Genomic DNA, 20,910 nt, shown 5'->3' on the forward strand with positions numbered 1-20,910 from the left:
GGTAAAGCTCAAATTAATTTTCGCGTTTCAAACTACCTCTGATGACACTCCCGGATTGGGCGAAATCATCCTGCCGCTGCGCTGGAGCCGGAACATGTGTTTGGGAAGTCATCGGAATCTCGATTGACGCAGGAGCCGCTCCTCCCGGCAATGACGTGGATGGTACCTCCGCAGATTTCGGAAATGCCGTTCCCCTGACCAGGTTGCGAACGTTGCCTCTAACCGTCGCCCACAAAGTACGTGCACGCAGACCGTTAACAATTGCTGGAACATATCGGACCATAGTTGCAGCGGCAGAGACTGTGGTAGCTACGTTCGAAATGTAAACGGCGCCAGGTAACCCCGCCAATTGCCCAACAGTGCCGACAATTGCAGTCGACGATGCCACCGTACTCATCCGTGCAGCGTGCAGTAGCCAGCCCCGCGCCGTGGCTCCCACCAGGTTGGTTGTCACTATTCCCGCATGCAGCGCGGTGGTGGCTGTAAGTTGAACGAGTCGGGCAATGATTTCCCCATACTGCCCAGTAGGATCCTCGAAGTTAACCGGATCGCCCGTACAATAGGCATACGCATTGGCTCCACCCCTACCAAACGGACTCAACCGATCCGGACTGTGGAATCGCATCAACACCGGGTTATATACGCGATACCCGTTACCCAGGTAATACCAGCCGGTTGGCCGTTCCCGGAGTTGTCCGTTGAACCCCAAGTGCGTACCAGGCGCGCGCAGGCTGCTTTGCACACCATATGGGCTATAAGCGAGTCGATTCGGACCACTGCGATCTAGTTCGGCAAGGATGCTCTGTTGCAGGTCCGTTGCCAGCAACAGCGTTCGTGAAAAGGCAGGATCCATTGTGCGAGAACGGACCGGACCTTGATTCTGAAGTGGATGAGGAGCAGGCATCGGAGGATCCTTGAGCAGTCTTGTTGACCCGCGCCCTGAAACAGGATTCGCGGACAGAACCATCCACTATCGCGCTCACGGCAAGTAGATAGCCTCTGTTTCTCAAACTAACAAACCACCCACAAAATCGACACTAGCAGTTCTGCTAGGGTTTCCCCGGATCTGGAAAAAAATGATTGCCATTGTGATCCTGCGCGGATTAACCGTCAGCGAATCACCCCTTCTTCAATCAACAGTTTGAGTATCGCCTCAGCCCCCGCTTGCGCAGTCACACCCTTGAGCACTTGCCCACCGCCGCCGCTGGCCTTGGCCGTTGCAGCCTTCATCCGGTCGGCGCCGCTCTTGGCCTTGATCACTTTCAAGCGTTTAGGCCGTGGCTTGGCCGGTTGCAGGGTGGCGACTGCAAGCAGCTCGTCGTCGATCACTTCAACGTCCTGCGCCTTCAGCACGCCCCGCCGGGCCGGGCCGTAGGCACTTTGCCGTGGCTTGGGTGCGGCGTTATCCACAGTGGCCAGGAATGGCAAGCGCACTTTCAAGCGACGGCGCTGACCACGGGGCAAGGCTTGCAGCACCAGCGCCGAGTTGCCGTCGATCGACTCGACCTGCGCCAGCCCTACCACCAGCGGCCAGCCCAAACCTTCGGCCAACAGGAACGGCAACATGCCCGAGCCTTCGCCGGTCTCCGCCTGGCTGCCGGTCAGCACCACCTGGGCCCCGGCATCACGCAAATACGCGGTGAGCGCCGGCAGCGCATCGGCGCCTTCCGGTTGTTCCAGCACATGCAATTGCTCCAGCCCCATGCCCAGATAAGCGCGCAACGCAGGCTCCGCGATATCGCCGGCATGCAGTACCTGCAAGTTATCCCCAGCCAGTTGCAAACCCAGTTCCACCGCCCGCGCATCCTGATCCGCACGTCGTGGTCGACCCGAGGTCGGGTGGGCGCCGACGGACACCAGGCTGATGATTTTCGTACTCATAACCCCTTCCTTCCCTTAAGCCGCATCGCGCTTGGCGTCGTTGCGGTAGGCCTCTACCGCCGCGATCAAGGCTTGAAGAATCCCGGCGCTCTCGCCGATCACCGACAGGTCGGCCCGTTTGATCATGTCGCAGCCCGGGTCGAGGTTGATCGCCACCACCTTGTCGCAGGCACCGATGCCCTGCAGGTGCTGGATCGCCCCGGAGATCCCCACCGCCACGTATACCCGTGCGGTGACCCAGGTGCCGGACGCTCCGACCTGGCGGTCGCGGGCCATGAAGCCGTCGTCCACCGCCACCCGGGACGCGCCTTCGGTGGCGCCCAATGCTTCGGCGGTCCTGTGGAAAAGTCCCCAATCCTTGACCCCGTTGCCCCCGGAGAAAATGAATTCCGCTTCGGCCATTGGAATCGCTGCCGGGTCCACCGCCACCGCGCCCAGATCCTCGATGCGCGACAAGCTGCGCGCGACGGTTGTGGATAACTCCACCGGCAAGGCTTCGTGACGGGTTTCGCTGACCGGTTCGGCACATTCAGCAGCCGCCAGGATCAGCCGTGCGACCGGGCGAGCGAGGTCTTGCAAACCGGCACCGGCGCGACCGATGCACTCCTGATCCTTGACCTGCCAGACTCGCGTGGCCGGGCGTTCGCCCAGTGCGGCGGCAAAGCGTCGACCCAGTTCTCCGCCACCGGTGCGACTGTCCGGCAGCAACCAATGACGTGGGCTGAACTGGTTATCCACAGCCCGCAGGCCCTGGACCCGTTGCTCCGGTGCATAACCGCTGAACTCGTCGCCTTCGAGCACCAGCAAGCGATCGACGCCAGCCGTAGCGAAGGCATTCTCTTTGTGCTCGCCGAAGACCACGGCCAATACCGCGCCGTCCTTGCCCGCCAATTGATGCGCCAGGCCGAGCAAGTCGCGGTCGTGGCTGCTCAAGCGGCCGCCGACCATGTCCGGCACCACGCTGATGTAGAACGCCGGTGCAGGCACCTGATGCAGCGGCAACTGCACTTCAACGGCGGCCGTGCGCTTGGTCGCCCCGCCCTGCTGCGCGCCGCTGCGGTCGATGCGCTTGATCCCGTTGGGACCGAGGAAGCCGATGCCGTGGGGGTTCTTGCGGATGACGCCGTTAGGTCCCATCCAGCTATGTTGCGCAGTCTGCATGGCCGCGTGCAGCGGGTGCAGGCGATTGCGCGCAATCCATTCGGCACGGGGGTCGCGGCGAATAATGTCGCTCATCAATGCACCTCCGCAGGTTCACGTTGCGCCGGTGTGGCTGGCTTGCTCGGTGCCTGGTCTTCAAGCAACGCGTCGGCCACCAGTTCGGCAATGTCCTTGATCAACGGTCGAGGCTCGACCACGCCTTCAAGCATCGCGGTACATTGTGGGCAGCCCACGGCCACCAGTTCGGCGCCCGTCTCGCGGATGTCCTCCATGCGCATGTCGGGGATACGCTGTTTTCCCGGAATGTCAGTGATCGGCGCACCGCCGCCACCGCCGCAGCAACGTGAACGGAAGCCGGAGCGTTGCATCTCTTTCACTTCGATACCAAGGGCGCGCAGGACCTGGCGCGGCGCCTCGTATTCGCCGTTGTAGCGGCCGAGGTAGCACGGGTCGTGATAGGTCACGCTGTCGCCCTTGTGCTGGCCGAGGTTCAGCGCGCCGGCGCCGATGATTTCCGCCATGTAGGTGCTGTGGTGCTGCACCAGGTAGTTGCCATCGAAGGCGCCGTATTCGTTTTTCAGCACGTGGAAGCTATGTGGATCGCAGGTAACGATGCGGTTGAAGCTGTATTTGGCCAGGGTCTGGATGTTGCGTTTGGCCAGCAACTGGAAGGTCGCCTCGTCGCCTAGACGTCGGGCCACGTCGCCACTGTCGCGCTCTTCGAGGCCGAGCACGGCGAAGTCGATTTTCGCTGCTTTCAGCACTTTGACGAAGGCGCGCAGGGTGCGCTGGTTGCGCATGTCGAAGGCGCCGTCGCCAACCCAGAACAGCACGTCGGTGGATTTCTTTTCGCTGAGCAGATTGAGGTTCAGATCTGCCGCCCAGTTCATCCGCCCGCCTGGCGCAAAACCGCCCGGGTTGTCGGTGGCGATCAGGTTTTCCAGGACTTCGGCGCCCTTGTTCGGCGTGGCACCTTTTTCCAGAGTCAAATGGCGACGCATGTCGACGATGGCATCGACGTGCTCGATCATCATCGGGCATTCCTCGACGCAGGCACGGCAGGTGGTGCAGGACCACAGGGTTTCGGCGTCCACCAGACCGTTGACGATCGGTTGATGCGGATTACCGGCGTGCTCACCAATCGATTTGCCGGGATAAGGGCTGCCGGCGAACTTCGCATCGGTGCCGCCGGCCAGGCCGACGACCATGTCCTGAATCAGTTTTTTCGGGTTCAGCGGCTGACCGGCGGCGAAGGCCGGGCACGCCGCTTCGCACTTACCGCACTGCACGCAGGCGTCGAAGCCGAGCAACTGGTTCCAGGTGAAATCCTTGGGTTTTTCCACGCCCAGTGGCGCGCTCAGGTCGTTCAAGTCCAGAGGTTTGAGACCGGTGGAACGACCGCCACCGAAGCGCTCGGCCCGACGGTGCCACGCCAGGTGCAGGGCACCGGCAAAGGCATGCTTCATCGGCCCACCCCAAGTCATGCCGAAGAACAGTTCCGAAACGCCCCACAACACGCCGACTCCGAGAACTGCCGCCAACAGCCAGCCACCGAAGTTCTCCGGCAGGATCCCGGCCACAGGCAGTGTCACTAGAAAGAACGACGCCGAGAACGCCAGCAGGCTTTTCGGCAGGCGCATCCACGGGCCTTTGGACAGACGCGATGGCGGGTTGCGACGGCGCAGATAAACGAAGATCGCGCCAACGAACATTACCGCCGACATCAGCAGAAGCGCATAGCCGAGGAATCGGTTATGGAGGCCGAAACCGTGGACCAAAATTGCCAGCACGACCGAAGCCACCGCACCACCGGCCGTGGCCACGTGGGTGTTGGCGATGTATTTATCCCGCGCCACCACATGGTGCAGGTCGACCATGTAGCGTTTGGGCATGGCGAACAGGCCGCCGATCAGGTCGACCTTCGAGGCCCGGCCCCGGCGCCACATGGCCACCCGCCGCAACGCACCTAGAACCGCGAGGCCCAGGGCAGCGAACAGCAGGATTGGAAGAAGGGTGTTCAACATAGGTGTTGCTCCCAAAGACCTCGGGGTCTTGCAAGGATTCATGTGCGTGCCGATGAAGGCTATGCACCTACTTGTGGCGAGGGGGCTTGCCCCCGTTCGGCTGCAAAGCAGTCGTAAATCCGCCCAATGCATTTTCCCGACAGACCGCATTGGTTGAATTGGGGCCGCTTCGCAGCCCAACGGGGGCAAGCGACCTCGCCACAGGTGATGGTGGTGATGCCGTTAGAAATCCTTGCACAGCCGCAGCGCGTCGTAGATCGCCGCGTGCACGTTACGCTGGGCCACGCAGTCGCCGATACGGAACAGCAGGTAACCGTCACCGCTCTGTTCCAGACAAGGTTGCGGCTTGATCGCGAACAAGGCTTCGACGTCGATCTGGCCTTTGTTGCGCGAGCCTTCCTTCAGCGCGTAGTAGATTTCCTCGTCCGGACGCACGCCGTTTTCCACGACCACCTGGTCAACCACCCTCTCCTCTTTGGCGCCGGTGTACTCGTTTTCCAGCACCGCTACGAGCTTGTCGCCTTCGCGATAGACCTTCTCCAGCATCATGTCGCCGGTCATGATCACTTCTTTGGGGTACATGCTGCGGTAGTAGGTCGGGAACGACGTACCGCCGATGGCCACACCCGGCTTGATGTCGTCGGTGACGATCTCGACCTGGCTGCCCTTGTCGGCGATGAAGTCGGCGGTCGACATACCGGTGAATTCGCAAATGGTGTCGTAGACCAGCACGTTCTTGCCCGGCGCAACCTTGCCGTCGAGGATGTCCCAGCTGCTGACCACCAGGCCTTCAGCCGCGCCCCAGTGCTCGTTCTGCTCGATGAACGGGTGACCGCCGACAGCCAGCACAACCACATCCGGACGCAGGTCCATAATGGTTGGTGCGTCAGCCGCGGTGCCCAGGCGCAGGTCGACTTTGAGGCGTGCCAGTTCCAGTTGATACCAGCGGGTGATACCGGCGATCTGGTCCCGTTGCGGGGCTTTCGATGCGGTGGTGATCTGCCCGCCAATGAATTCTTTCTTCTCGAACAGCGTCACCTCGTGGCCACGTTCAGCAGCGACGCGAGCCGCTTCCATCCCCGCAGGACCGGCACCCACGACCACCACTTTGCGCTTCACGCCGGTGGTTTTCTCAATGATGTGCGGCACGCCCATGTATTCACGGGACGTCGCGGCGTTCTGGATGCACAGCACATCCAGACCTTGATACTGACGGTCGATGCAGTAGTTGGCGCCGACGCACTGCTTGATCTGGTCGATCTGGCCCATCTTGATCTTGGCGATCAGGTGCGGGTCGGCAATGTGCGCGCGGGTCATGCCGACCATGTCGACGTAACCGCCCTCCAGAATCCGCGTGGCCTGGTTCGGGTCCTTGATGTTCTGCGCATGCAGCACCGGAACCTTGACCACTTCCTTAATGCCGGCGGCCAGGTGCAGGAACGGCTCCGGTGGATAACTCATGTTCGGAATCACGTTGGCCAGGGTGTTGTGGGTGTCGCAACCCGAGCCCACGACGCCGATGAAATCGAGCATGCCGGTGTCGTCGTAATACTTGGCGATCTGCTTCATGTCCTCGTGGGACAGACCGTCCGGGTGGAACTCGTCACCGCAGATACGCATGCCCACGCAGAAATCGTCACCGACCTCGGCGCGCACCGCTTTCAAGACTTCCAGACCGAACTTCATCCGGCCTTCAAAGGTGCCGCCCCATTCGTCGGTGCGCTTGTTGACCCGTGGGCTCCAGAACTGGTCGATCATGTGCTGGTGCACCGCCGACAGTTCAACGCCGTCCAGGCCACCGGCCTTGGCGCGGCGCGCAGCCTGCGCGTAGTTGCCGATCACCCGCCAGATCTCTTCCGGCTCGATGGTCTTGCAGGTGGCACGGTGCACTGGCTCGCGCACGCCCGATGGCGACATCAGGGTCGGCCAGTTGAAGCCGTCCCAGCGCGAGCGACGGCCCATGTGGGTAATCTGGATCATGATCTTGGCGCCGTGCTTGTGCATGGCGTCGGCAAGATTCTGGAAGTGCGGAATGATACGGTCGGTGGACAGGTTGACCGAACTCCACCATTCCTGCGGGCTGTCGATCGCCACCACGGACGAACCGCCGCAGATCGCCAGGCCGATCCCGCCCTTGGCCTTCTCTTCGTAATACTTGACGTACCGGTCGGTGGTCATGCCGCCGTCGGTCGCGTAGACCTCGGCGTGCGCGGTGCTGAGCACACGGTTGCGGATGGTCAGTTTGCCGATCTGGATCGGCTGGAACATTGCTTCGAAAGCCATGGCGGGTTCCTCGACTTACAACGGCTTGACGGTGAACAAGCCGTCTTCGTGGCCCTCTTCGGAGCCACCGTAGACTTGCTCGGCCACGGTGCGGATCTTGCTGCCGCGAGCGGCGAGGATCTGGTCCGTCGCGCCGGCAAACCAGCCGGTGAACATGTAGTCGACCTTGCGCCCGACCTTGCCGTACACGTAGACGAACGCCGAGTGTTCGAGCTTGACGCTTGCAGTACCTTTGTCGAGGTCGATGTCCTGGATCTTGAACAGGCCCCAGCCGCGTTGCGACAGGCGTTTCATGTAGTGCTCGAATACCGCGACGCCTTCCAGGCCGTGGCATTCAGCTTCTTTTTCACACCAGTGCCAGGCGGATTTGTAGCCGGCCTTGTAGAGGATCTCGGCGTAGGCGTCAGCGCCCAGCACTTCCTCGATGCCCATGTGATTGTTGACGAAGAAATGGCGCGGTACGTACAGCATCGGCAGGGCGTCGGAAGTCCAGACACCGGTTTCGCTGTCGACTTCGATTGGCAATTGCGGGGCGATCTTGGCCATGGAAACTCAACTCCAGAAAAATTTTAGATTCGTGTTGGCCGCAGCCCTCACCCCAGCCCTCTCCCAATGGGAGAGGGGGCAGATCGGCGGCGGTCTCAGGTAAGCGTTATTCGCCCCAAACGTCTTTGAGCACGTTGACCCAGTTCTCGCCCATGATCTTGCGCACCACGCGCTCGCTATGACCGCGCTTGAGCAGGGTTTCGGTCAGGTTCGGGAACTCGCCGACGGTGCGGATGCCCAGCGGGTTGATGATCTTGCCGAAGCTGGTCAGGCGGCGGGCGTAGCCCTTGTCGTGGGTCAGGTACTCGAAGAAGTCCTGGCCGTGGCCCTGGGTGAAGTCGGTGCCGATGCCGATGGCGTCTTCGCCAACGATGTTCATCACGTATTCGATGGCTTCGGCGTAGTCGTCGATGGTCGAATCGATGCCCTTGGCGAGGAACGGCGCGAACATGGTCACGCCGACAAAGCCTCCGTGGTCGGCAATGAACTTGAGTTCTTCATCGGACTTGTTGCGCGGGTGCTCCTTGAGCCCCGACGGCAGGCAGTGGGAATAGCACACCGGCTTTTTCGATTCGAGGATGACTTCCTCGGAGGTCTTGGAACCGACGTGGGACAAATCGCACATCACACCGACGCGGTTCATCTCGGCGACGATTTCCCGACCGAAGCCCGACAGACCGCCATCACGCTCGTAGCAACCGGTGCCCACCAGGTTCTGGGTGTTGTAGCACATCTGCACGATACCCACGCCGAGCTGCTTGAACACCTCGACGTAGCCGATCTGGTCTTCGAAGGCATGGGCATTCTGGAAGCCGAAAAGGATGCCGGTCTTGCCCTGTTCCTTGGCCTTGCGGATGTCGGCGGTGGTGCGCACCGGCATCACCAGATCGCTGTTTTCGCGGATCAGCTTCTGGCTGGCGGCGATGTTATTGACGGTGGCCTGGAAGCCCTCCCACACCGACACGGTGCAGTTGGCCGCAGTCAGGCCGCCCTTGCGCATGTCTTCGAACAGCTCACGGTTCCACTTGGCAATAATCAGCCCGTCGATAACGATGCTGTCGGCGTGCAATTCGGCTGGGCTCATCAGGCTGTCCCCTTATTAGCGATTCATGCGCCGAATCGTCTGCCGGCGCTTTGGGGCCAGCATATGCCTCGGTGACTCGGCAGCCGGGTGCAAAAACGACAGGGGAATTGCCGAAAGCGTCAATCCGCGACAAAGGGCCAATACAGGACACAATCGTCGCCCTGTTCAACGCCTGCGGCTTGGGCCAGAATTCGCCAAACTACTGAAATTTGGGGCGGCGACGAATGAAATCGATCTTCCTGGCTTTGGCACTCATTGCGACCGGCGTACACGCGGCAGAGGAGTCTGAGGATACCCCCTGCGACAAGGTCGAAAACGACATCCAGACCATGGAATGTTCGGCTTTCAGCAAAACCACCGCCGAAGATCTGCTCAAAGACAACTACCAGAGCCTGACCGAGCGCATGCAGTCGCTCTACGGCAAGAACCCGTCGCAATTGGCCGACATCACCGCCAGGATCAAGGCCGCCCAGCAACAATGGCTGAAAACCCGCGATGCCGACTGCGCCGTGGAAGCCTTTGCGGCAGCAGCTGGCAGCAAGGCGTACACCATTGCGCAGAACGATTGCATCGCCCGGATGAGTGACGAACGGTCGGAGTTTCTGGAGTCGATTGGGCAGGAGTAGTCCCGCATTGTCCGTCGAAAGCTGGTATTGCCGACCAGCTTTCAACTTCAGAACATTACTTTCCCACAGCGCCTTCTGAAAAGTCCTCTACTGCGGTTTGAGTTCGCCGTTCGGCGCGCTTTGCGCGCAATATCCCGACAAATTTCATGCGTTGGCCGGCTGAGAAATATAAGTGAAAATTCGCATATCTTATAAAAGACTTATATTATTCCATGAACAGCATCCACTGGACTCGAAAGGCCGTTAAGCAACTCTTGAGATTGCATTCCGTTCACCAGATTCAGGTTCGTGATGCCATCACGGCGCTAACCGACATGCCAGATGTGGCTCAAGTCAAAGCTCTGGTTGGTCATGATTACGCTTACCGGTTACGCGTCGGCAATTATCGGGTGATGTTTGACTGGGATGGCGCAATCAAAGTGGTCAGTATTCAAGAGGTCAAAAAACGCGATGAACGCACCTACTGACGTTCAAATCATCAATGATGAACACGGCAACCCCGCATTCGTGGTCATTCCCTATGCGCAGTATGTAGCGCAAAAGGTAGAGTCCGACCTGATCCCTCATGATGTGGTCAGTCGAATGGTCGATGGCGCCACGCCTATTCGAGCATGGCGCGAACACCTGAACCTTACACAGGATGAGGTGGCCAAACGTATGGGCATTTCCCAACCGGCTTTCGCTCAGCAAGAGACGGTCGCAAAGCCACGCAGGGCAACCCGCGAAAAAATAGCTGCGGCTTTCGGCATCAACGCCAGTCAACTTGAGCTGTAAGCTGCACGCCATCAGCCATAAAGGGATTCAACATGAAAGTCTGCGGCATCGAAATCAAAGGCAGTGAAGCGATCATTGCCGTGGCCACCCTCGAAGGCTCGGCCCTGGGCCACTTGGCGCTCGCCACCAAGAAAATCGCCCTCGAGGATGACGACGAAGCCGCCAACGTCAAAGTGTTCGCGGCTCAGGTGGCGTCGTTCGTGCGGGAGAATTCGATTGATCGCATTGCGATCAAGAAGCGCAGCAAGAAAGGCGAGTTTGCCGGTGGGCCGACGACGTTCAAGATCGAAGGGGTTTTCCAGTTGCTGGAGAATTGCGAAGTGACGTTGTTGTCACCACAGACGATCAATGCCCAGGCCAAGAAGCACGGGTTTGAGCCTCCGGCGACGCTGAACAAGTATCAGCATGAGGCTTACAAGGCGGCGTGTTCGGCGTTGCTGAAGAAATAACCGCAAAAACAGATCAAATTGTGGGAGCGGGCTTGCTCGCGAAGGCGCAGTGTCAGTCGCCATCATTGTTGATGACACACCGCTTTCGCGAGCAAGCCCGCTCCCACAGGGTTCCCAGGTGTCTATGCTTTTGCGGTGCGCCGATCTTCCCGCGGGCACCGCTCAAACTTCGCCCGATAACTACGGGTGAAATACGACGGCGATTCAAACCCGCAGGCAATGCTCACTTCCAGCACGCTCATGTCGGTCTGGCGCAGTAACTGCCGGGCCTTTTCCAGCCGTAAACGCAGGTAGAAGTTGCTCGGTGTGTCGTTAAGGTGCAACCGAAACAATCGCTCCAATTGTCGACGCGTCACCTTGATCAACTCCGCCAGTTCCAGCGTACTCAGCGGCGGCTCGCTGTGCTGTTCCATCTCGCCGATCACGTGCACGAGTTTCTTGTTGCTGATGCCATAGCGCGTGGCGATTTGCATACGCTGGTGGTCTTTGCGCGGACGGATGCGGCCAAGTACGAATTGCTCACTGACCTGGATCGCCAGATCCGGCCCATGGGCCTGGGCGATCAGGTCCAGCATTAAATCAATGGAGGCGGTGCCGCCGGCGGAGGTGATGCGCCGACGATCTATCTCGAACAGTTCCTGGGTGACGCTGAGCTGTGGATAGGATTCCTTGAAGGCGTCGATGGCTTCCCAGTGCAGGGTCATGCGATAGCCATCAAGCAGCCCGGCTTCGGCGAGGATAAAGCTGCCGGTATCGATGGCGCCGAGGGTCACACCTTCAATGTCGAGCCGCCGCAGCCAGTGTTCCAGTGCCGGGGTGGCGAATTTCAGAGGTTCGAAGCCGGCGACCACCAACAGGGTTGCACCTTTTTTCAGCGGCTCCAGTGCCGCATCGGCGTTGACCGACATGCCGTTACTGGCCAGTACCGCCCCGCCATCGGCGCTCAGTACATGCCAGCGATAGAGCTCGCCACGAAAGCGATTGGCGACCCGCAATGGCTCGATGGCCGAGATAAATCCAATGGCCGAGAAACCCGGCATCAACAAGAAATAGAAATCCTGGGACATGGAGCGCACTCGATTAGCCGGTAACGAGGGGGCGGGTAACGTGAGGACGTTGATACGCCACTTGCAACAGGCATTCAAGAGCACAGGTCGCTGCAGTGCAAGTGCTGGTCGCCGCAGTGCGCTTTCATGGCCGCATAGCTGCGTAACTTGGCATCACCGGCGCATCAGACACCGGAACTCACAATAATGAACTGCCGAGGAACCTGAGAATGAAACGACTGATCAGCAGCTGTGTTCTTGCACTCAGTGGTACCGCTTTGCTGAGCGCCAGCGTCATGGCCGCCGAACCCGCCTCTTGCCAGAAAGTACGCATGGGTGTGGTGAACTGGACCGACGTGATCGCCACCAGTGCGATGACCCAGGTATTGCTCGACGGCCTCGGCTACAACACCAAACAAACCAGCGCTTCCCAGCAAATCATCTTCGCCGGGATCCGCGATCAGCGTCTGGACCTGTTCCTGGGGTACTGGAACCCGCTGATGACCCAGACCATCACCCCGTTCGTCGACGCCAACCAGGTCAAGGTACTTCAAGCCCCAAGCCTGAAAGATGCCCGCGCCACCCTCGCCGTACCCACTTACCTCGCCGACAAGGGTCTGAAAACCTTTGCTGACATCGCCAAATTCGAAAAAGAACTGGGCGGCAAAATCTACGGCATCGAACCAGGTTCAGGCGCCAATACACAGATCAAGGCGATGATCACCAAGAACCAGTTCGGCCTCGGCAAGTTCCAGCTGGTGGAGTCCAGTGAAGCCGGCATGCTCTCCGCCGTGGACCGCGCCGTGCGGCGCAACGAAGCCGTGGTGTTCTTCGGCTGGGCACCGCACCCGATGAACGTGAACATCAAGATGACCTACCTCACCGGCAGCGACGACGCGCTCGGTCCGAACGAAGGCATGGCCACCGTATGGACCGTCACCGCGCCCAAGTACGCCGAACAATGCCCGAACATCGGACGCCTGCTGAGCAACCTGACATTCACCGCCGCAGACGAGAGCCGGATGATGCAGCCGTTGCTGGATCACAAGGACGCCTTCGAGTCCGCCAGACAATGGCTCAAGGATCACCCGCAAGACAAGGAGCGCTGGCTGCAAGGCGTGACCACCTTCGATGGCAAGCCGGCCGCTGAAAACCTGCAACTGACCAGCAAATAAATCCTGTTGAGCCACCGATTCGCAGCCCGCGCGGGCTGCGGACGGGTTCGTCACACCCAGCCTTTTACCTAATACGCACTCGCTTGTAAGGAACCGCCAAATGAACCACGACGTCATCATCACCTGCGCACTCACCGGTGCTGGCGACACGACCGCCAAGAGCCCACACGTGCCGGTCACCCCCAAACAGATCGCCGCAGCCGCCGTGGAAGCCGCGAAGGCCGGCGCCACCGTGGTTCATTGCCACGTTCGCGACCCTCAAACCGGCAAATTCAGCCGCGATGTCGCGCTGTACCGCGAAGTGATGGAGCGCATCCGCGAGGCCGATGTCGACATCATCGTCAACCTCACCGCCGGTATGGGTGGTGACCTGGAAATCGGCGCTGGCGAGAACCCGATGGAGTTCGGCCCCAACACTGACCTGGTCGGCCCGCTGACCCGCCTGGCTCATGTCGAAGAACTGCTGCCGGAAATCTGTACCCTCGATTGCGGCACCCTGAACTTCGGCGATGGCGACACCATTTACGTCTCCACCCCGGCGCAGCTGCGTGCTGGCGCCAAACGCATCCAGGAGCTGGGCGTGAAGGCCGAGCTGGAGATTTTCGACACCGGTCACCTGTGGTTCGCCAAACAGATGATCAAGGAAGGCCTGCTCGACAATCCGCTGTTCCAGCTGTGCCTGGGCATCCCGTGGGGCGCGCCGGCCGACACCACCACCATGAAAGCCATGGTCGACAACCTGCCTGCAGACGCCGTCTGGGCCGGTTTCGGCATCGGCCGCATGCAAATGCCGATGGCTGCGCAAGCGGTGCTGCTCGGTGGCAACGTAAGGGTCGGACTGGAAGACAACCTGTGGCTGGACAAGGGTGTGTTGGCGACCAACGGCCAGTTGGTCGAGCGTGCCACGGAAATCCTCAGCCGCCTCGGCGCTCGTGTGCTAACGCCCGCTGAAGGCCGCAAGAAAATGGGCCTGACCCAGCGCGGCTGAAACCTCACAAAAACCACTGTAGGAGCGAGTCTGTGTGGCGAGGGGGCTTGTCGGAACGCCGCATCGCCCCGTTGGGTCGCGAAGCGGCCCTAAAAGCTTTACGACTGCTGCGCAGCCGAACGGGGCGATGCGGCGTTCCGACAAGCCCCCTCGCCACACAAGCCCGCTTCCACAGGGTCTTCATACTTATTCAGGAAGTCGCCATGAGCTTCATTACCGAAATCAAAACCTTCGCAGCCCTGGGCAGCGGTGTCATCGGCAGCGGCTGGGTGTCCCGCGCCCTCGCCCATGGCCTGGACGTAGTCGCCTGGGACCCGGCCCCCGGTGCCGAGGCCGCCCTGCGCAAACGCGTCGCCAATGCCTGGGGCGCACTGGAAAAACAGGGCCTGGCACCCGGTGCGTCACAGGATCGCCTGCGCTTTGTCGCGACCATCGAAGAATGCGTTCGCGACGCTGACTTCATCCAGGAAAGCGCCCCCGAACGCCTGGAACTGAAACTGGAACTGCACAGCAAAATCAGCGCCGCAGCCAAGCCGAATGCATTGATCGGCTCCAGCACCTCCGGCCTGTTGCCAAGCGAGTTCTACGAGAGTTCGACGCACCCGCAACGCTGCGTAGTCGGACACCCGTTCAACCCGGTTTACCTGTTGCCGCTGGTGGAAGTGGTCGGCGGAAAAAACACCGCCCCCGAAGCCGTTCAAGCGGCGATGAAAGTCTACGAATCCCTCGGCATGCGCCCGCTGCATGTGCGCAAGGAAGTACCGGGGTTTATCGCCGACCGTCTACTCGAAGCGCTGTGGCGCGAGGCGTTGCATCTGGTCAACGACGGCGTGGCGACCACCGGCGAAATCGATGACGCGATCCGTTTTGGCGCCGGTTTGCGCTGGTCGTTCATGGGCACGTTCCTGACTTACACGCTCGCCGGTGGCGATGCGGGCATGCGCCACTTCATGGCCCAGTTCGGCCCGGCCTTGCAGTTGCCGTGGACTTACCTGCCGGCGCCGGAGCTGACCGACAAGTTGATCGACGATGTGGTGGACGGTACCAGCGATCAGTTGGGCAAACACAGCATTTCGGCGCTGGAGCGCTATCGTGATGACTGCCTGCTGGCCGTGCTGGAGGCGGTGAAGACCACCAAAGAGAAGCATGGGATGGCGTTCAGCGAGTAATCGACTATCAGGACTGGCCCCATCGCCAGCAGGCTGGCTCCCACAGGAGAATGCAGTCCAATGTGGGAGCCAGCCTGCTGGCGATGACGGCATTCCAATCACAATCTGTTCTGGATCAGCCATCATGCCCACCCTCACCAGCTACCAAACCAAAATCATCCCCGACTGGGTCGACTACAACGGCCACCTGCGCGACGCTTTCTACCTGCTGATTTTCAGCTACGCCACCGACGCCCTGATGGATCGCCTCGGCATGGACAGCAACAACCGCGAAGCCAGCGGCCACTCGCTGTTCACCCTCGAACTGCACCTCAATTACCTGCACGAGGTGAAGCTCGACGCCGAGGTCGAGGTGCACACACAAATCATCGCCCACGACAGCAAACGCCTGCACCTCTATCACAGCCTGCATCGGGTCGGTGACGACCAAGAGCTCGCGGGTAATGAACAAATGCTGCTGCACGTCGACCTCGCCGGGCCGCGCTCTACACCATTCAACGAAGATACCCTGGGCAAACTGCAAGCCATCGTCGCCGAACAGACCGACCTGCCCGCCCCCGCCTACGTCGGCCGAGTGATCGCATTACCGCCAAAAAAATAACCAGGAGATCGCATGAACACCGCCGCCGCTTTTGCCGACTTCCGTACTTATCCATTGATCAGCGCGCTGACCGGCGTGCAGGCCATGGCCGATCGTGTCCTGGTGAAGTGGGCCGACAACCGCGTCAGCCCCTTTCACCACCCCTGGCTGCGGGACAATTGCCCGTGCCCGTCATGCGTCTACACGGTGACCCGCGAACAGGTGCTGGAAATCGTCGATGTACCGGAAAACCTGATGCCCGCCCAAACCAGCATCGACGCTGAAGGTTGCCTGAGCGTGCAATGGCAGGATGGCCACCTCAGCCGCTTCGACCCCGGCTGGTTGCGGGCCCACGCCTATGACGACGAATCCCGCGCCGAGCGCCTGGCCGGCAAGCCCAAAGCCAGGCTTTGGCACAGTGATCTGCAGTTGCCGGTGTTCGACTATCAAGCGCTGATGAAGGACAACGACGCCCTGCTGCAATGGCTGCTGGCCGTGCGCGACACCGGCCTGACCCAGGTCCGTGGCGTCCCAACGGAGCCCGGCTCGCTGAAGCTGATCGCCCAGCGCATTTCCTTCATCCGCGAGAGCAATTTCGGCGTGCTGTTCAACGTGCAATCCAAGGCCGATGCCGACAGCAACGCCTACACCGCTTTCAACCTGCCGCTGCACAGCGACCTGCCGACCCGCGAGTTACAACCGGGGCTGCAATTCCTGCATTGCCTGGTCAACGATGCCGAGGGTGGCGAGAGTATTTTCGTCGACGGTTTTGCCATCGCCGACGCCTTGCGCCGCGAAGACCCGGCGGCATTCACCAGCCTTTGCGAGATACCCGTGGAGTTTCGCAACAAGGACCGCTACAGCGACTACCGCTGCCTCGCGCCGATCATCGCCCTGGATGCATTGGGGCAGGTGTCGGAGATTCGCATGGCGAACTTTTTGCGGGGGCCGTTCGATGCGTCGGTGGAGCAGATGCCCACGCTTTATCACGCCTATCGGCGCTTCATTGCGATGACTCGTGAACCCCGATTCAGGCTGAAGCAAAGGCTCAATCCGGGCGAGCTCTGGTGCTTCGACAACCGTCGCACTTTGCATGCGCGCAATGCCTTTGATCCCGCTACCGGGGCGCGGCATTTCCAGGGGTGTTATGTGGATCGGGATGAGTTGTTGTCGCGCATTCTTGTGTTGCAACGCTAGACCGCGTCATCTTTCTTCGCGAGCAAGCCCGCTCCCACAGGGGATCCGTGCACGACATTGATCCAATGTGGGAGATTCACAGGCAAAAAAAAGCCCCGATCAAGCCGTGACAGGATCGAGGCAGAAGGTACTGTTGAGGAGCTGCCGTGGAAAGGTGACCAAACCCTCGTGAAGCAAGCTGGGTCCAGTGTGCCGACTCTCAGCGCAGGGAAATAGCCCGAAAACGACCTGTTCATAGTCAATGCTGCCATTACGACAAATCGCCCTTGCCGCCACTGCGTGCCCCTACCAGAATCGAGCCACGACATCATTCCCAGAAGAAGGATTAGCGTCATGATGCACGCCGATTTGATAGACCAGGAAGACCTGTTGGGTCAGCTCAAGTCATTGGGCTTTCAAGTGCCGACCGGCGCCACGGCTGAGCAGGCTTGCGAGTTTGCGGTGCGAGGTTTGAACAACGAGCGGGCCATCGTGCTGCGCACCATGGTCAAGCAGATGTACACCAGCAGCGCGACGATCCTGCCGGCGGTGCGCCAGGCCATTGACAGGCAATTGCTGCCGGCATTGGCGGAGTACCAGCAGAGCCAGACTGCCCGTTAAGACGCCTTCGCGAGCAAGCCCGCTCCCACATTCAACCGAGTTCCATCATGGGAATGCGGTTGAATGTGGGAGCGGGCTTGCTCGCGAATGAAGGCGCCTCGGTCTAGAGCCTTACACTGGCAAAAGTCGACTCATTACGCGCCTGACTCAGCGCCGACAACGGCCCCGACAACGGCGACAGTACCAAGGCCTGTGGCAGCGGCATCATCGCCACCTGCTGCGTGGTATTGGACCCTACGCGCTCGTCACGCGGCGGAATGCCGAAGTATTCGCGGTAGCACTTGGAGAAGTGCGGCGTGGACACGAAGCCACAGACCGACGCCACTTCGATGATCGACATCGGCGTTTGCTTGAGCAACTGACGCGCGCGGATCAGGCGCAGCTTCAGGTAGTAACGCGACGGCGAGCAATGCAGGTATTTCTGGAACAACCGCTCAAGCTGACGACGGGACACGGCGACGTACACCGCCAGTTCGTCGAGGTCGATCGGCTCTTCGAGGTTGGCCTCCATCAGTGCGACGATTTCCTGCAACTTCGGCTGATTGGTGCCGAGCATGTGCTTGAGCGGGACGCGCTGGTGATCCTGTTCGTTGCGGATGCGTTCGTAAACGAACATCTCCGAGATCGCGGCCGACAGCTCACGGCCGTGATCGCGGCTGATCAGGTGCAGCATCATGTCCAGCGGCGCGGTGCCACCGGAGCTGGTGAAGCGGTTACGGTCGAGGGTGAACAGACGGGTACTCATGGCCACCCGCGGAAACGCTTCCTGCATTGCTGCCAGGCATTCCCAGTGCACACTGCAATCGAAACCATCGAGCAGACCCGCACAGGCCAGCGCCCAGCTGCCGGTGCACACGGCTCCGAGGCGGCGGGACTGACGGGCCTGGCTCTGCAGCCATGACACGTGTTCGCGGGTAACAGTGCGTTGAATACCAATGCCACCGCAAACAATGATGGTGTCCATCGGCGGAGCTTTGTGCATGGAAGCATCTGGAGTGATCTGCAGACCGTCACTGGCCCATACCTGACCGCCGTCGACGGTGAGGGTCGTCCAGCGATACAGCTCACGACCGGACAATTGGTTGGCCATGCGCAGGGGCTCCACTGCCGAGGCCAGGGAAATCAGCGTGAAATTGTCCAGCAGCAAAAAGCCGATGGATTGAGGCGCACGGTTCTGGGGTTGGGCCCCAGAGTTGGACGACGTCATCGCGGTATCTCCTCACACAAAGCGGGTGATGGCCTCAGGCGGAGGCTCTTGTTATGGCCATCGTTCTCGCGTGGGAGACGGGCTTTGTAATGACAGAGCAATTGCCATGCCTAAATTTGAATGCGCGTTCAATAACTCCTGAAAACGACGTCGGAATGTGTCTATATATGACGCGCAGGGAGTAGGGGTTATAAGTGCCATCAGCGGCGGCGAGTGCCCTGCTCCGTTGCCTGTGAGCAAATCGGTAGCACTTGTGGGAACAGGGCTGCGGGCCGCCCGGTAAGAGTGTCACCGCAGGCACGGGTGGCGGGTGGTCAGGGACAGGAGTGGTCCTGATTTTGAAGTCAGGTACTTATCTGTAAGCGACGCGCCAAAAGGTGGCGCGCTTGGGAATACGTGTTCACTTAGCGCGCAGTTTTGACTGGTCTGGCGCCTTCGCGAGCAAGCCCGCTCCCACAGGGGAACGCATTTCAATGTGGGAGCGGGCTTGCTCGCGAATGGAGGCGACTCGGTCTCAGCACTCCACCGCACTGACCGCCAACCCACCCCGCGACGTCTCCTTATATTTGTCATGCATATCGGCACCGGTATCGCGCATTGTGCGAATCACCCGATCCAGCGAGATAAAGTGCTGACCATCGCCGCGCAAAGCCATTTGCGCCGCGTTGATCGCTTTCACCGCAGCAATCGCGTTGCGCTCGATACACGGCACCTGCACCAGGCCGCCCACCGGATCGCACGTGAGTCCCAGGTTGTGCTCCAGGCCAATTTCCGCCGCGTTACACAGTTGTTCCGGTGTGGCCCCGAGGATTTCCGCCAAACCCGCTGCCGCCATGGCGCAGGCCGAACCGACTTCGCCCTGGCAACCGACTTCGGCACCGGAGATCGAGGCGTTCTTCTTGCACAGGATCCCCACCGAAGCCGCGCCGAGCAGGTAGTCGACGACATTGGCGTCGGTCACGTCCTCGCTGAACTTCATGAAGTAGTGCAACACCGCTGGAATGATCCCCGCCGCGCCATTGGTCGGTGCCGTGACCATGCGCCCGCCGGCGGCGTTCTCTTCGTTGACCGCGAGGGCAAACAGGTTGACCCACTCCATGGCGCTCAGCGTCGAGCCGATCACGTTGGGTTTGTTCAGCTCCTGCAGGCTGCGATGCAATTTGGCCGCGCGACGGCGCACATTCAGGCCACCGGGCAGGATGCCCTCGTGCTTGAGGCCGTGCTCGACGCAATCCTGCATGGCGCGCCACAGGTGCATCAGGCCACTGCGGATTTCCTCTTCGCTGCGCCAGACCTTCTCGTTGGCCATCATCAGTTCGGCCACCCGCAGGTTGTGCGTTTTACACAGTTCCAGCAACTCGGCCGCGCTGGAAAAATCGTATGGCAGCTCGGTGCGATCCATGTCGACCACCCCGCTGCTGGCTTGCGCCTCATCGACGACAAAACCGCCGCCGACCGAATAGTAGGTGTCGCGATGCAACTCGCCGTCATCGCCTTCGACAATCAGGGTCATGGCGTTGGGGTGAAACGGCAGGTTTTCATCGATCAGGCGCATGTCCCTGGACCAGATGAACGGGACCGGCAAACGTCCGTCGAGCAACAACGTATCCGTTTCGCGCAGGATGTCGATGCGCAGGCCGATTTGCGACGGATCGATCGCATCCGGCCACTCCCCCATCAGGCCCATGATCACCGCGTTGTCGCTGCCGTGACCGATACCGGTGGCCGACAACGAACCGAACAGCTGGACCTCGACACGCCGTACCTGTTCCAGCAACCCACGCTCACGCAAGCCTTGCACGAACAAAGCCGCAGCCCGCATCGGCCCCACGGTGTGGGAACTGGAAGGGCCGATACCGATTTTGAACAGATCGAAAACACTGATAGCCATGACTGCCGAACTCCTGGGTGTACCTGCGCCGCACGCAAAAGCGCCCGGTGGCGGAGCTGCTACGCTCAAGCTGCAATCCGCCGAGATGGCCGCATGATCGGGCTTTTACCGTGTCTTTCGACGTCTCACACCGACGCACTCATGCCCACTAACGCCGCGTGTCTTTTACGCAGCGTTTTCGCCGTTTTTTTGCGGATCAGAGGGACAAAGAGGGCTGAAAAAATCTGTA

The 20,910-nt window shown here is 60.5% G+C and carries 20 protein-coding genes; 10 read left to right on the forward strand and 10 right to left on the reverse strand.

Annotated features, from left to right (window positions below; genetic code table 11):
* Nucleotides 1-13: 13 nt before the first annotated feature.
* The 7 genes from AC07OG_RS00155 to AC07OG_RS00185 form a co-directional block, all read right to left on the reverse strand.
* Nucleotides 14-967 (reverse strand): RHS repeat-associated core domain-containing protein, encoded by a 954-nt coding sequence (locus AC07OG_RS00155; protein ID WP_082457567.1) that lies wholly within the window; start codon nt 965-967, stop codon nt 14-16.
* 143 nt (nt 968-1,110) lie between these two features.
* A complete protein-coding gene (gene etfB, locus AC07OG_RS00160; RefSeq protein WP_218423684.1) occupies nt 1,111-1,881 on the reverse strand; it encodes an electron transfer flavoprotein subunit beta in 771 nt (256 codons plus the stop codon).
* A 15-nt stretch (nt 1,882-1,896) separates the two neighbouring features.
* Entirely contained in the window at nt 1,897-3,117 is a 1,221-nt protein-coding gene (gene etfA / locus AC07OG_RS00165) for an electron transfer flavoprotein subunit alpha (RefSeq protein WP_495065945.1), read from the reverse strand.
* Nucleotides 3,117-5,066 (reverse strand): dimethylglycine demethylation protein DgcB, encoded by a 1,950-nt coding sequence (gene dgcB, locus AC07OG_RS00170; RefSeq protein ID WP_495065946.1) that lies wholly within the window; start codon nt 5,064-5,066, stop codon nt 3,117-3,119. The genes etfA and dgcB overlap by 1 nt, the downstream gene beginning before the upstream one ends.
* 222 nt (nt 5,067-5,288) lie before the next feature.
* Complete coding sequence (gene dgcA, locus AC07OG_RS00175) at nt 5,289-7,349, reverse strand: dimethylglycine demethylation protein DgcA (protein WP_060542337.1); 2,061 nt, start codon at nt 7,347-7,349, stop codon at nt 5,289-5,291.
* A gap of 15 nt (nt 7,350-7,364) precedes the next feature.
* Nucleotides 7,365-7,895: a DUF5943 domain-containing protein gene (locus tag AC07OG_RS00180; protein ID WP_495065947.1), complete on the reverse strand. Its 531-nt coding sequence runs from the start codon at nt 7,893-7,895 to the stop codon at nt 7,365-7,367.
* Between the two features lie 106 nt (nt 7,896-8,001).
* The gene (locus AC07OG_RS00185; protein WP_427681121.1) at nt 8,002-8,979 is read right to left on the reverse strand and encodes a dipeptidase; all 978 of its coding nucleotides are present in this window, start codon (nt 8,977-8,979) and stop codon (nt 8,002-8,004) included.
* Nucleotides 8,980-9,203: 224 nt separating this feature from the next.
* Between AC07OG_RS00185 and AC07OG_RS00190 the strand changes: the two genes are divergently transcribed.
* From AC07OG_RS00190 to AC07OG_RS00205, 4 genes are all read left to right on the forward strand, one after another.
* Nucleotides 9,204-9,605 carry a lysozyme inhibitor LprI family protein gene (locus tag AC07OG_RS00190; RefSeq protein ID WP_495065948.1) on the forward strand — a complete coding sequence of 134 codons (402 nt, stop codon included), beginning with the start codon at nt 9,204-9,206 and terminating at the stop codon, nt 9,603-9,605.
* A gap of 212 nt (nt 9,606-9,817) precedes the next feature.
* Entirely contained in the window at nt 9,818-10,072 is a 255-nt protein-coding gene (locus AC07OG_RS00195; protein WP_495065949.1) for a type II toxin-antitoxin system RelE family toxin, read from the forward strand.
* On the forward strand, nt 10,056-10,379 hold the full coding sequence (locus tag AC07OG_RS00200; protein ID WP_060542341.1) for a helix-turn-helix domain-containing protein: 324 nt from the start codon (nt 10,056-10,058) through the stop codon (nt 10,377-10,379). The genes AC07OG_RS00195 and AC07OG_RS00200 overlap by 17 nt, the downstream gene beginning before the upstream one ends.
* A gap of 32 nt (nt 10,380-10,411) precedes the next feature.
* The gene (locus AC07OG_RS00205; RefSeq protein WP_495065950.1) at nt 10,412-10,828 is read left to right on the forward strand and encodes a DUF3010 family protein; all 417 of its coding nucleotides are present in this window, start codon (nt 10,412-10,414) and stop codon (nt 10,826-10,828) included.
* 122 nt (nt 10,829-10,950) lie between these two features.
* Here the strand turns inward: AC07OG_RS00205 and AC07OG_RS00210 are convergent, their stop codons facing one another.
* Nucleotides 10,951-11,895: a GlxA family transcriptional regulator gene (locus AC07OG_RS00210; RefSeq protein WP_495065951.1), complete on the reverse strand. Its 945-nt coding sequence runs from the start codon at nt 11,893-11,895 to the stop codon at nt 10,951-10,953.
* 209 nt (nt 11,896-12,104) lie between these two features.
* Here AC07OG_RS00210 and AC07OG_RS00215 point away from each other — a divergent pair, with 209 nt between their 5' ends.
* The 6 genes from AC07OG_RS00215 (at nt 12,105) to AC07OG_RS00240 (ending at nt 17,583) form a co-directional block, all read left to right on the forward strand.
* A complete protein-coding gene (locus tag AC07OG_RS00215) occupies nt 12,105-13,049 on the forward strand; it encodes a choline ABC transporter substrate-binding protein (RefSeq protein ID WP_060542344.1) in 945 nt (314 codons plus the stop codon).
* Between the two features lie 100 nt (nt 13,050-13,149).
* The gene (gene cdhC, locus AC07OG_RS00220; protein WP_008019488.1) at nt 13,150-14,037 is read left to right on the forward strand and encodes a 3-dehydrocarnitine:acetyl-CoA trimethylamine transferase CdhC; all 888 of its coding nucleotides are present in this window, start codon (nt 13,150-13,152) and stop codon (nt 14,035-14,037) included.
* Between the two features lie 203 nt (nt 14,038-14,240).
* Complete coding sequence (locus tag AC07OG_RS00225; protein WP_495065952.1) at nt 14,241-15,206, forward strand: L-carnitine dehydrogenase; 966 nt, start codon at nt 14,241-14,243, stop codon at nt 15,204-15,206.
* A 124-nt stretch (nt 15,207-15,330) separates the two neighbouring features.
* Nucleotides 15,331-15,807: a thioesterase family protein gene (locus AC07OG_RS00230; protein WP_060542347.1), complete on the forward strand. Its 477-nt coding sequence runs from the start codon at nt 15,331-15,333 to the stop codon at nt 15,805-15,807.
* 12 nt (nt 15,808-15,819) lie between these two features.
* Nucleotides 15,820-16,983, forward strand: coding sequence for a gamma-butyrobetaine dioxygenase (locus tag AC07OG_RS00235; RefSeq protein WP_495065953.1), 1,164 nt, complete (start codon nt 15,820-15,822; stop codon nt 16,981-16,983).
* A 333-nt stretch (nt 16,984-17,316) separates the two neighbouring features.
* Nucleotides 17,317-17,583 (forward strand): hypothetical protein, encoded by a 267-nt coding sequence (locus tag AC07OG_RS00240; protein ID WP_060542349.1) that lies wholly within the window; start codon nt 17,317-17,319, stop codon nt 17,581-17,583.
* 103 nt (nt 17,584-17,686) lie between these two features.
* Here AC07OG_RS00240 and gbdR read toward each other — a convergent pair whose 3' ends face one another.
* Together gbdR and AC07OG_RS00250 are read right to left on the reverse strand one after the other, a co-directional pair.
* The gene (gbdR, locus tag AC07OG_RS00245; RefSeq protein WP_060542350.1) at nt 17,687-18,790 is read right to left on the reverse strand and encodes a choline metabolism transcriptional regulator GbdR; all 1,104 of its coding nucleotides are present in this window, start codon (nt 18,788-18,790) and stop codon (nt 17,687-17,689) included.
* A 514-nt stretch (nt 18,791-19,304) separates the two neighbouring features.
* On the reverse strand, nt 19,305-20,681 hold the full coding sequence (locus AC07OG_RS00250) for an L-serine ammonia-lyase (protein WP_060542351.1): 1,377 nt from the start codon (nt 20,679-20,681) through the stop codon (nt 19,305-19,307).
* Nucleotides 20,682-20,910 lie beyond the last annotated feature (229 nt).

The organism is Pseudomonas sp. GW821-FHT09H03, assembly GCF_059415945.1.

Excerpts from the sequence above, each read along its gene's own strand:
- AC07OG_RS00155 (WP_082457567.1), bottom strand. The coding sequence starts at position 967 with ATGGTTCTGTCCGCGAATCCTGTTTCAGGGCGCGGGTCAACAAGACTG.
- etfB (WP_218423684.1), bottom strand. The coding sequence starts at position 1,881 with ATGAGTACGAAAATCATCAGCCTGGTGTCCGTCGGCGCCCACCCGACC.
- etfA (WP_495065945.1), bottom strand. The coding sequence starts at position 3,117 with ATGAGCGACATTATTCGCCGCGACCCCCGTGCCGAATGGATTGCGCGC.
- dgcB (WP_495065946.1), bottom strand. The coding sequence starts at position 5,066 with ATGTTGAACACCCTTCTTCCAATCCTGCTGTTCGCTGCCCTGGGCCTC.
- dgcA (WP_060542337.1), bottom strand. The coding sequence starts at position 7,349 with ATGGCTTTCGAAGCAATGTTCCAGCCGATCCAGATCGGCAAACTGACC.
- AC07OG_RS00180 (WP_495065947.1), bottom strand. The coding sequence starts at position 7,895 with ATGGCCAAGATCGCCCCGCAATTGCCAATCGAAGTCGACAGCGAAACC.
- AC07OG_RS00185 (WP_427681121.1), bottom strand. The coding sequence starts at position 8,979 with ATGAGCCCAGCCGAATTGCACGCCGACAGCATCGTTATCGACGGGCTG.
- AC07OG_RS00190 (WP_495065948.1), top strand. The coding sequence starts at position 9,204 with ATGAAATCGATCTTCCTGGCTTTGGCACTCATTGCGACCGGCGTACAC.
- AC07OG_RS00195 (WP_495065949.1), top strand. The coding sequence starts at position 9,818 with ATGAACAGCATCCACTGGACTCGAAAGGCCGTTAAGCAACTCTTGAGA.
- AC07OG_RS00200 (WP_060542341.1), top strand. The coding sequence starts at position 10,056 with ATGAACGCACCTACTGACGTTCAAATCATCAATGATGAACACGGCAAC.
- AC07OG_RS00205 (WP_495065950.1), top strand. The coding sequence starts at position 10,412 with ATGAAAGTCTGCGGCATCGAAATCAAAGGCAGTGAAGCGATCATTGCC.
- AC07OG_RS00210 (WP_495065951.1), bottom strand. The coding sequence starts at position 11,895 with ATGTCCCAGGATTTCTATTTCTTGTTGATGCCGGGTTTCTCGGCCATT.
- AC07OG_RS00215 (WP_060542344.1), top strand. The coding sequence starts at position 12,105 with ATGAAACGACTGATCAGCAGCTGTGTTCTTGCACTCAGTGGTACCGCT.
- cdhC (WP_008019488.1), top strand. The coding sequence starts at position 13,150 with ATGAACCACGACGTCATCATCACCTGCGCACTCACCGGTGCTGGCGAC.
- AC07OG_RS00225 (WP_495065952.1), top strand. The coding sequence starts at position 14,241 with ATGAGCTTCATTACCGAAATCAAAACCTTCGCAGCCCTGGGCAGCGGT.
- AC07OG_RS00230 (WP_060542347.1), top strand. The coding sequence starts at position 15,331 with ATGCCCACCCTCACCAGCTACCAAACCAAAATCATCCCCGACTGGGTC.
- AC07OG_RS00235 (WP_495065953.1), top strand. The coding sequence starts at position 15,820 with ATGAACACCGCCGCCGCTTTTGCCGACTTCCGTACTTATCCATTGATC.
- AC07OG_RS00240 (WP_060542349.1), top strand. The coding sequence starts at position 17,317 with ATGATGCACGCCGATTTGATAGACCAGGAAGACCTGTTGGGTCAGCTC.
- gbdR (WP_060542350.1), bottom strand. The coding sequence starts at position 18,790 with ATGACGTCGTCCAACTCTGGGGCCCAACCCCAGAACCGTGCGCCTCAA.
- AC07OG_RS00250 (WP_060542351.1), bottom strand. The coding sequence starts at position 20,681 with ATGGCTATCAGTGTTTTCGATCTGTTCAAAATCGGTATCGGCCCTTCC.